Source organism: Mycobacterium sp., from assembly GCF_049673265.1.
In the GTDB taxonomy this organism is placed as follows: domain Bacteria; phylum Actinomycetota; class Actinomycetes; order Mycobacteriales; family Mycobacteriaceae; genus Mycobacterium.
Map to the genome: position 1 here is coordinate 1 of NZ_JBATXN010000578.1, position 9,571 is coordinate 9,571.

The window sequence follows — 9,571 nt, forward strand, 5'->3', positions numbered from 1 at the left end:
CCGCTGGACCGGCCGGTGATCCCGGCCAGGCCGACCGGCGACACGTTGGACGCCGTTGCCCGAGTGGTCGGCATCAGCGAACCTACCGACATCATCGCCAACCGCCTCGATCCGTGGCACGGCGCGTGGTATCACCCCTACTCGTTCACCCGGTTGGAGGTGCTGACTACTCCGACCGAGGAGGCGGACCGATTCCTGATCGCGGTGACGTTCCGCGTCGGCCGCGTAGGAGTGCCCACCGTCGCGGAATTCATCAGCCCGGAGGCACGGACCATCGTGATGCGCATCGTGGACGGTGAAGGAACCGGTAGCGTCGTCGAAACCCACGCCACGCCAATCGGTTTAGGTGCTGACAACCGTCCCCGCACCGCGGTCATCGAAGCAGTCATCGCCCACTCCGAACGGACGGGGTTCAAACGGGTTCGCCGTGCCGCCCCACTGATATCCGGGCTTATGCGCTTGGCCGCGTCCCGATTATGGCGAGATGACCTGGCCTACGCGGAGCGCCTCTACCAGCTGCGCCGCGGCAGGGGTAGTTAACTCGCTTCGCGGCCCTCCCGGCTGCGGTCATAGGCGCGGGCCCGGAGGTCGGCGAGCCATCGCGGATAGAGCTCCACCCCCTGTGCGGTGTGCCGCACCGGGTCGAAGGACACATCATCGCCTAGCTGCGGCGTGAAAACTCCGGTCAGCGTGGCGCGAGCCAGCGGACAGAAATAGGACGTGCCACGGGCTTGGTCGAGCTCGATCTCGATCTCGCCGCGGTCGAGTTGGTCGCGGACGCTGGCCAGGGATACGCCCGGGCCGTCGATTTTCGTCGCTATCCGCGCGCGCAGCCACCAGTTGATTTCCCGATAATGTAGTGGCACAAGGCTTGTCATTGTGTGCCCGGTCCACGAGGTGACGGGCCGCAGCCCTATCGTCCGGCCGAGCACGCCGGAGCCCGCGGAAGCCAACAGAATGTCCCAGCCGGTGCTCATATTTGATTGCGGCACAATGCGCAGCGCCAAGCCGATCACGTCCGGCAGCGCCCCGGGTGTCCCGACAGCCTTAGACAGCCGAACGATGACGCTGCCCGACGGGACCGGCAAGCCACTGTGGGCCGGCGCGAGCCGTTCGATTGAGCCCTCGGCCAGCACACCGTCAGGATGGAAAACCCGGCGCTGACGCAAGGCCGATCCCCAGCGAAACGGAGTACTGACGAAATCCGATAGATTCACCTGCTCGGAGTTCCCGCTCTGGACTAGCTGAAAACCGCTCGATCGGCCCGGCACTGCTGTGCCGCCGAGGTGATATCGCGGGCGATACCGCCCAGCACCGCATGGCGAAACACGCCCGTGGCTGTCCAAAAGGCCTCGCCGGCAAGGCCATACGGCTGAAACAGGGTACGTTGGCGATAGCAGCTGCGCCCGTCACCGTCGTCGCGCACCGACAGCTCAAGCCATAGTCGTCCGGGCAGCGGGATATCGGCTCGAAGCCGCAGCAGGCGCGGTCGGTCGATGTGTTCAACGCGCCACCAATCCAGCGCCTCACCGGGGTGCAGGCGATGCGCAGCTCGCCGCCCTCGGTCAAGCTTCGCGGCGCCGGCGAGCTGGCCGAGCCACCCGCGCAAGCCCCACGCCATGGGTGATGCCGACCAGCCATGCTCAGCGCAGATCGACTCGAAAGCCTGCCAGAGTGTTTCAGCGTCGGCGTCTATGCGGCGTTCACACACCTGCTCGTGCAGCGATCCGCCGGCCCATTCCGGGTCGGTAGGCAGCGGCCGCGACGGTGAGTTGTCATCGCCGTGCCGCCACCAGCGGGTCTGCAGCTCACCGTCGCGCACCCGCGCCAGAGCCAGCTCGACGGCGTCCTCGTAGTGGGTGAGGCCACCCGCGGGGTCGGGGATGTGCTGGACGATGTCGTGCTCACCGCACACCACGTCGTTTTCCAGGGAATCCATCAGCGACGCCGCGAGCGCGCGCGGTAGCGGGGTGATCAGGTTGACCCATCGCGACGACAGCCAGGGAGTCAGCACCGGCACCGGCACGGCGATGCGGCGCTGCAGCCCGGCGATCGCGGCGTATTTGCGGATCATGCCGGTATAGGTGAACGTGTCCGGGCCGCCGATATCGAAGGCCCGACTCACTTCGGCCGGCAACCCCGCCGCATTGGTCAGGTAGTACAGCACGTCACGCACGGCGATGGGCTGAACCCGGGTTCGTAGCCACCGCGGCGTGATCATCAGCGGTAGTCGTTCGGTCAGATACCGAAGCATCTCAAAGCTGGCTGACCCTGCTCCGATGATGGCCGCCGCTCGCAGCTCAACAGTGGGCACTCCAGACCCTTGCAGCAACCGTCCAACTTCGGCCCGCGACGCCAAGTGGTCGGACAGCCGCTGCCGGTCCGGGATGATTCCGCCGACGTAGACGATCCGCGAAATTCCAGCTCTTGCTGCGGCTTCGGCGACGATCGAGGCGGCACGCGCGTCGAAGTCGACGAAATCCGATCGCAACAGTGAGTGCACCAGGTAGTAGAGAACTTGTTGGCCGTCCAGCGCCTGCCGCACTTGTCCGCCGTTCGTGACGTCGCCGTCGACCACTTCGACCTGCTGCCGCCATGGCACGTCATCAAGCTTGGCGGGCTGGCGTGCCATTACGCGCACGTCGTGACCAGCAGCCAGCAGTGCAGGGACCAGACGGGTGCCAAGGTAGCCGGTGGCACCGAATACAACGCAGCGCATGCTTACTCCTCTATGGGCTCGGATACCGATTCGGGTGGGACGGCGGCGTGCGTCAGGTGGCCGTGCGTGCGCCGCCGCTCTTTCAACGCAGCCTCGAATACATGTCTGCGTCCGCCGGTGAGGTGTTGCCGCACCAGCCTTTCCACGTCCTTGAAGCACGCGTAGTAGCCGTCGTCGTATTCGTCGATGACCTGAAAGGTCCACCGCCCCGGCAACACGTTTCGTCCGATCAGGTGCTCGGTGATGTGTTCGGCGAGCTGCGGATGTCCGGCGTCCCTGAGTTGCTCGACGGCTTCGTCGAGCAACAGATCGGCATGACCGGTGAGCTGGTGGAACGAATAGAGGTGACCGCGCGCCCGCTCGGTCATCTCCAACGCCTCAGAGACTTTGCCCGCCGCGCGAACCGCGGCGTCGTCCAAGCTCCGGGATGAGCTGTCGTCTGCATACATCGGCCGTGCCGCTCCTCCATCCGGCGCAGTGAAGACGCGGCCGTGGTCTCGACGGCATCCCAAGCACATCTATTTCACTATCTTAATAGTTAAGTTTCTGGTGTCAAATGCGGCGGTCATGGTCTCGAGGTGTGGGGTCAGCCGCCCTATGACACACTCTCGGTCGTTAATGGCGTATTGCCGTTGATCCAGCGGGTTTCGTTTACGCTGGTCGAGCAATCGCCGAGAAGGATGCGGTTAGGTGACTAAGCGAGGGACAAAGAGTTCAGCTCCAAGCCGGGCTGATCTGGAGAAGCTGATGTCCGCCGACATGCGTGCGGTCACAGCTCAGTCTGATCGGTTGGGTCGGCATTTCGCGCGCCAGAACGACGTGAGCGGCAACGACTTCCACGCGTTGCTGCACGTCATGGTCGGTGAGACTGCCGGGACGCCGTTGACCATGGCTCAACTGCGACAACGCATGGACGTCTCTCCGGCTGCGATCACGTACCTTGTCGATCGGATGATCGACGCCGGCCATGTCCGGCGTGAAGCGGATCCCGCGGATCGACGCAAAGCGCTTCTCCGCTATGAAAATAGCGGTATGGAGCTGGCGCATGCGTTTTTCACCCCGCTCGGCGTCCATCTCCGCTCGGCGCTTGCCGAGCTCAGCGACAAGGACTTGATGGCAGCTCATCGCGTGTTCAGCGCGATGATCGCCGCGATGTCCGCGTTTGAGAGCGACCTTGTGCAGCAACCTAACAACCGTGTTCCGAACTCCGATGAATCGTCTCGCCAAACACATTGAGACTGCCTGATTCACGCCTCGCGGTTACCCGCAACTATGGCATCGATATCACACCGATACTGGTCAGGGCCCGCAAATCCGATGCGCCCGCACCGTGCAAACAGATTCGTAGCTCATCGATGAACCCTTGCAGCCAATCGATTACGGCGTCAGAAGACTCGATTGCCGCTGCGAGCAACGGGCGGGCGATCGCCACCACGTCGGCGCCCAATGCCAGTGCTTTGGCGGCGTCCATGCCGGTGCGAATGCCACCGGAGGCGACCAGCGGAATCGTGGGCAACGCCTCCCGTACCTCGAGGATCGCCCGTGCCGTGGGTATGCCCCAGTCGGCCAAATCCGGGTAACGCAGTTCGCCGTAGCGAACAAGCTGCTCCACGCGCGACCACGACGTGCCGCCTGCCCCTGCGACGTCGATGGCGGCCACCGGCATTTCGCCCGAGGCGGATGTCAACTCCGCGACCGCCGACGCACCGATTCCGTGGCCAACCTCTTTGAGAAGCACGGGATATTCCAGTGCGCTGGCGACTTCGCGCAGCCTCTCGATCGACCCGGAAAAGTCATTGTCGCCGTCGCGCTGGATCGCTTCCTGCAACGGATTGGTATGCACCGCAAGCACATCTGCTTCGACCCGCTTCAGGGCATTGGAAATGTCGTCGACCGCAGCGGTGGTCAGTTGCGAAAGTCCAATATTGCCGAACAACAATACATCTGGTGCCACGTCGCGGACGGTGAAGCTTGCGGCGGCCTGCTCCCCCAGCGCGCTGTCTAACATGATCCGCTGCGAGCCGAGCATCATCCCGGCGCCCAGCCGTTGGGCAGCAGCGGCCAGGTTCTTGTTGATCGTCCCGGAGAGCTCGGCGCCACCGGTCATTGCGCCGATCAGGATCGGAACCTGCAAGGAGCCGCCGAGGAACTCGGTAGACAAATCGACGTGAGCAAGGCTTGTCTGCGTCAGCGCGTTGTATGGCAGGCGATAGCGTTCCAGCCCGGTCGTCACTGACGAATACGCAACCCGGTCGTCCAGGCACACGTCGATGTGACGTCGCTTGCGGGTCGTCATTCCGTCAGTTGCCATGGCACTTCGCGCTCTCTCCGTTTGGCATGTACTCGGGTTACCCCGTCTCGGCACGTTGGCCGTCGTGTGGTGCAAGAGATCTGAGCTCGTCTTGATATCGCCGCATGGCCTCGATCAATGCGGCGAACACCCGCCGGGCCGCGGCCAGATCTGCGTCGGGCAAGTGCGCCATCGCGTTGCGGGTGTGGACTCCCAACGGGGCGAAGAACGCTCGAGCTGTGTCAAGGCCTGACTCCGAATAGCGCAGGATCACCTTGCGCCGGTCGCTTGGGTCAGACTGTCGTGTGATGTGACCAGAGGCCGTCATGCGGTCCACCAGGTATGTGATCGCCGCGCCGGAAATCCCCATTCGCTGACGTAGCTCACCAGACGTGATCGGTTGACCGGCGGTTTCGGCGACCATGACGTGCAGTAGCGCGCGAAAGTCGGTGGGTCGCACGTCGTGAACGGCAGAGAAGACCCGGCCGATCTCGTCGGATTCGGCCGTCAACACCCGCAGATCGGCCGAGACCTGCGACTCCAGCTCCGCTCGGCCGTCGACGGTCTCATCAGAGTCCATGACATCTTGCAGTTTATCCGCATTCTCCCCATTATTTCAGTTGATTAATACTTCAGTAACTGAAATACTTGGCCTGCGGCATGTTCGTCGCCAATGAAGTCCAAGGGAGACAACGTGAATAAGCAGACGCTGGCTGCCACGACGCTCGCTGTTGCCACGACGGCGGGCATCGGAGGCGTAGCAAGCAGCCCCGGAGCGTGGTATTCGCGGCTGCGCAAACCCTCCTACGTGCCGCCCAACGCGGTGTTCCCGGTTGCCTGGACCTCGCTGTACACCGATATTGCAGCCACCTCAGCCACCGCGATCGACCGGCTGCGGAAAGCTGGACGCCATCGCGAGGCCCGCAACTATGTGGTCGCGTTGGGCGCCAACCTGATCCTCAACGCCGGGTGGAGTTGGCTGTTCTTCAAGTACCGCAAACTCGGCGCAGCGACGGTCGGCGCGGCGGCGTTGGCGGCCAGCAGCGCCGACCTGACCCGGCGGACCGCCCTGGCAGATCCGCGCGCCGGAGCCGCTCTGTTGCCCTATCCGCTCTGGACTGCCTTCGCCACCGCAATGTCCAGCCACATCTGGATCCTCAACCGATCATGAGATCGGTATCGCGGTAGTGCCCGCGTTGTTGTGGTTCCGCCGCGATCTGAGGCTGAGTGACCTTCCGTCGCTGCTCGAAGCCGCCGCCGACGCTGACGAGATACTGGCCTGCTTCGTGCTTGATCCGCGCCTCGAGGCGTCGTCGGGCAGCCGCCGCATGCAGTTTCTGTGCGACTCGCTACGCCAGCTGCGAGACGACCTGGATGGCCGCCTGCTGGTGACGCGTGGACGGCCCGAGGAGCGGATTCCTGCCGTCGCCAAGGAGATCGGCGCGCGGTCGGTGCACATCTCGGGGGACTTCGCGCCATTCGGGACGCGCCGTGACGCATCAGTGGCCGTAGCACTGGGCGACATACCGCTGGTTGCGACCGGATCGCCGTATCTGGCGTCGCCGGGACGCGTCACCAAAAACAGCGGCGACCCGTACAAGGTGTTCACCCCGTTCTTCGATCGATGGCACGAACGAGGGTGGCGCGACCCTGCGCGATCCGGCCCCAACTCGGCGCGCTGGATCGCGCCCACCGTATTGGGCAAACGCGTGAAAGCCGTTGCGATACCCGATCCAGGCCTCGAACTTGACCTGCCCGCAGGCGAGGCGGCCGCGCGACGGCAGTGGAAAGCCTTTGTCAACGACGGGCTCGACCGCTATTCCGACGAGCGAAACAGGCCGGACCGCCATACCACCAGCCGAATGTCGGCGCATCTGAAGTTCGGGACGATCCACCCGCGGACAATGGTGGCCGACTTGGACCTGCGACGCGCGGGCGCGCGAGCGTATCTGCGAGAGTTGGCTTTTCGCGATTTCTACGCAGCAGTACTACATCACTGGCCAGATAGCGCCTGGTGGAACTGGAACCGCGACTTCGACGCCATCCACACCGACACCGGGGCGAACGCAAGGCGGCGCTTCGAGGCATGGCAGGCCGGCGAAACCGGCTTCCCGATCGTCGACGCCGGCATGCGCCAACTGCGCGAGACCGGCTTCATGCACAACCGGGTGCGGATGATCGTCGCCTCGTTTCTGGTCAAGGACTTGCACCTGCCCTGGCAGTGGGGCGCGCGCTGGTTCCTCGATCAGCTGGTCGACGGCGACATGGCGAACAACCAGCACGGCTGGCAGTGGTGCGCCGGTTGCGGCACCGACGCGGCGCCGTACTTCCGGGTGTTCAACCCGGCTAAGCAAGCCGAAAAGTTCGATCCATCAGGCGATTACGTCCGCCGCTGGGTGCCTGAGCTTGCCGGCGTCGACGATGTCGGTCTGGCCACAGGCGACTGGCCGGCGGGATATCCCAAGCCGATCGTCGATCACAGCACCGAACGCGGCGAGGCGCTGCGCCGCTACCGGGCAATCAGCTGAACAGTCTTAGCGGGCGGCCTTTTTGCGTTCGATATCGGCCAGCGCCGCGGCCAGTTCGGCGCGCTGGGCAGCCGATGTCTCCCAGGCGAGCTGCCGGTTTTTGACCACCTTGGCCGGTGCGCCAACCGCGATCGAATAGTCCGGAATATCCCCGCGAACCACCGCATGCGATCCCAGCACGCAGCCGCGTCCGATGGTCGTGCCGCGCAGCACAGTCACCTTGACACCGACCCAGGTGTCCGGTCCGATCCGGACCGGCGCCTTGACGATGCCCTGATCCTTGATCGGCAGGTTGATGTCATCCATGCGGTGGTCGAAATCGCAGATGTAGCACCAATCGGCCATCAACGCGGAATCGCCGATCTCGATGTCGAGGTAGCAGTTGATGACGTTGTCGCGGCCCAGCACCACCTTGTCGCCGAACCGCAGCGAACCCTCGTGTGCGCGGATCGTGTTCTTATCCCCGATGTGCACCCATCGGCCGATCTCGAGCTGCGCCAGTTCCGGGGTCGAGTGGATCTCGACGCCCCTGCCCAGGAAAACCATGCCGCGGGTGATGATGTGCGGGTTGGCCAACTTGAACTTCAGCAGCCGCCAGTAGCGGACCAGGTACCACGGGGTGTACGCGTGGTTGGCCAGCACCCATTTCAGGGATGCCAGCGTCAGGAATTTGGCCTGGCGTGGGTCGCGGAGCATCGATCCCCGCCAGCGGCGATGTAGAGGTGCCCCCCACATTGTCGTCATGGGCAAAAAGCCTACCCAAGTCGCCGCACGTTACCCTCGGCTGGTGTTATGGCGCAGCAAGTTACCGCCGACTGTGCGACCTGTACACAAAAATCGCGCCATATTTCACGGGATCCTGCACACGCGGCGGGCCGTTACGGTATCGACGGTCGTTCTGACCGCCGCCCTGGCCGGCTGTAGCAATACCGACTCGTGGGTCGACACCGCGCCTGCCCAAGGCTGGCCCGCGCAGTACGGCGACGCGTCCAACAGCAGCTACACCGCAACGTCTGGCGCTACCAACCTGACCCTGCGCTGGACGCGCTCGGTCAAAGGGTCGCTCGCGGCGGCGCCGGCGCTCAGCTCCCGCAACTGGATGGCACTCAACGCGCAGACACCGGGCGGCTGCTCGCTGATGGAGTGGGAGAACAACGACAACGGTAGACAACGCTGGTGCACCCGGCTATTTCAGGGCGGCGGCATCTCCGGCCCGCTGTTCGACGGCTTCGACAACCTCTATGTCGGCCAGCCCGGGGCGATACTGTCGTTTCCGGTCACCCAGTGGATTCGTTGGCGCCGACCGGTAATCGGAATGCCTTCGACACCAAGGCTTCTCGGGGATAGCCAACTGCTGGTCGTCACGCACTTGGGGCAGGTGCAGGTTTTCGACGCGCACCGCGGTACCTCCGTCGGTAATGCAATAGATCTGGTGGACAACGTCGATCCGGCCGACTTCACTCGCGGGCTCTCCGATTGCGGACCGGCCCGGGCCGGCTGCCCGGTCGCCGCGGCGCCGGCGTTCGCAGCGGCGAACGGGATGGTGGTGCTGGGTCTGTGGCAGCCGGGCGCCCCCGCGCCGGCGCTGACCGCGTTGAAGTATCACCCGGGTCAGAGCCCACTGCTGACCCGCGAATGGACCAGCGATGCGGTGAGCGGCGGGGTGATTTCCAGCCCGGTGCTGTCCAGCGACGGTTCGACGATTTACGTCAACGGTCGCGACGAGCGGTTGTGGGCGCTGCACGCCGCCGACGGCAAGCCGAAATGGTCCGTGCCGCTGAAATTCCTTGCGCAGACACCGCCCTCGGTAACACCGGGTGGGTTGATCGTCTCGGGGGGCGGCCCTGACACCCGGCTGGTCGCCGTCAAGGACGCTGGCGACCACGCCCAAGAGGTGTGGCGCCGCAACAACGTCAGCCCGCTGTCGACGTCGAGCCTGGCCGGGAGCGGCGTCGGCTACGCGGTCGTCACGGGCGGGCCGGGCGAGGGCGCGCGAGGCATGACGCTGCTGGTTTTCGATCCGGGGAGCGGCCG

Annotated in this window: 11 protein-coding genes; 5 read left to right on the forward strand and 6 right to left on the reverse strand. The window is 64.6% G+C overall.

Annotated features, from left to right (window positions below; genetic code table 11):
* A partial coding sequence (locus WBF82_RS19605) for a DUF5914 domain-containing protein (RefSeq protein ID WP_424384607.1) occupies positions 1 to 540 on the forward strand: 540 nt, incomplete at its 5' end.
* Here the strand turns inward: WBF82_RS19605 and WBF82_RS19610 are convergent.
* Genes WBF82_RS19610 through WBF82_RS19620 form a run of 3 tightly spaced genes read right to left on the reverse strand, consistent with a single transcriptional unit; the run spans position 537 to position 3,168 of the window.
* Entirely contained in the window at positions 537 to 1,217 is a 681-nt protein-coding gene (locus WBF82_RS19610; protein ID WP_424384608.1) for a phosphodiesterase, read from the reverse strand. The genes WBF82_RS19605 and WBF82_RS19610 overlap by 4 nt on opposite strands.
* A gap of 23 nt (positions 1,218 to 1,240) precedes the next feature.
* Positions 1,241 to 2,719, reverse strand: coding sequence for an SDR family oxidoreductase (locus WBF82_RS19615; RefSeq protein WP_424384609.1), 1,479 nt, complete (start codon positions 2,717 to 2,719; stop codon positions 1,241 to 1,243).
* 2 nt (positions 2,720 to 2,721) lie between these two features.
* Positions 2,722 to 3,168, reverse strand: a complete 447-nt coding sequence (locus tag WBF82_RS19620) for a hypothetical protein (RefSeq protein WP_424384610.1) — start codon at positions 3,166 to 3,168, stop codon at positions 2,722 to 2,724.
* 241 nt (positions 3,169 to 3,409) lie between these two features.
* On the opposite strand from WBF82_RS19620, the gene WBF82_RS19625 reads away from it, so the two are divergent.
* A complete protein-coding gene (locus WBF82_RS19625; protein ID WP_424384611.1) occupies positions 3,410 to 3,955 on the forward strand; it encodes a MarR family winged helix-turn-helix transcriptional regulator in 546 nt (181 codons plus the stop codon).
* A 34-nt stretch (positions 3,956 to 3,989) separates the two neighbouring features.
* On the opposite strand, the gene fni is transcribed toward WBF82_RS19625, so the two are convergent.
* Together fni and WBF82_RS19635 are read right to left on the reverse strand one after the other, a co-directional pair.
* Complete coding sequence (gene fni / locus WBF82_RS19630) at positions 3,990 to 5,030, reverse strand: type 2 isopentenyl-diphosphate Delta-isomerase (RefSeq protein ID WP_424384612.1); 1,041 nt, start codon at positions 5,028 to 5,030, stop codon at positions 3,990 to 3,992.
* A gap of 37 nt (positions 5,031 to 5,067) precedes the next feature.
* Positions 5,068 to 5,589 (reverse strand): MarR family winged helix-turn-helix transcriptional regulator, encoded by a 522-nt coding sequence (locus tag WBF82_RS19635; RefSeq protein WP_424384613.1) that lies wholly within the window; start codon positions 5,587 to 5,589, stop codon positions 5,068 to 5,070.
* A 114-nt stretch (positions 5,590 to 5,703) separates the two neighbouring features.
* Here WBF82_RS19635 and WBF82_RS19640 point away from each other — a divergent pair, with 114 nt between their 5' ends.
* Positions 5,704 to 6,180 (forward strand): TspO/MBR family protein, encoded by a 477-nt coding sequence (locus WBF82_RS19640; RefSeq protein ID WP_424384614.1) that lies wholly within the window; start codon positions 5,704 to 5,706, stop codon positions 6,178 to 6,180.
* A 16-nt stretch (positions 6,181 to 6,196) separates the two neighbouring features.
* Positions 6,197 to 7,537 (forward strand): cryptochrome/photolyase family protein, encoded by a 1,341-nt coding sequence (locus WBF82_RS19645; protein ID WP_424384615.1) that lies wholly within the window; start codon positions 6,197 to 6,199, stop codon positions 7,535 to 7,537.
* A gap of 6 nt (positions 7,538 to 7,543) precedes the next feature.
* Here WBF82_RS19645 and WBF82_RS19650 read toward each other — a convergent pair whose 3' ends face one another.
* The gene (locus WBF82_RS19650) at positions 7,544 to 8,281 is read right to left on the reverse strand and encodes an acetyltransferase (protein WP_424384616.1); all 738 of its coding nucleotides are present in this window, start codon (positions 8,279 to 8,281) and stop codon (positions 7,544 to 7,546) included.
* Between WBF82_RS19650 and WBF82_RS19655 the strand changes: the two genes are divergently transcribed.
* The coding region (locus WBF82_RS19655) for a PQQ-binding-like beta-propeller repeat protein (protein ID WP_424384617.1) at positions 8,280 to 9,571 on the forward strand (1,292 nt) is incomplete at its 3' end. The two genes, WBF82_RS19650 and WBF82_RS19655, sit on opposite strands and share 2 nt — an antisense overlap.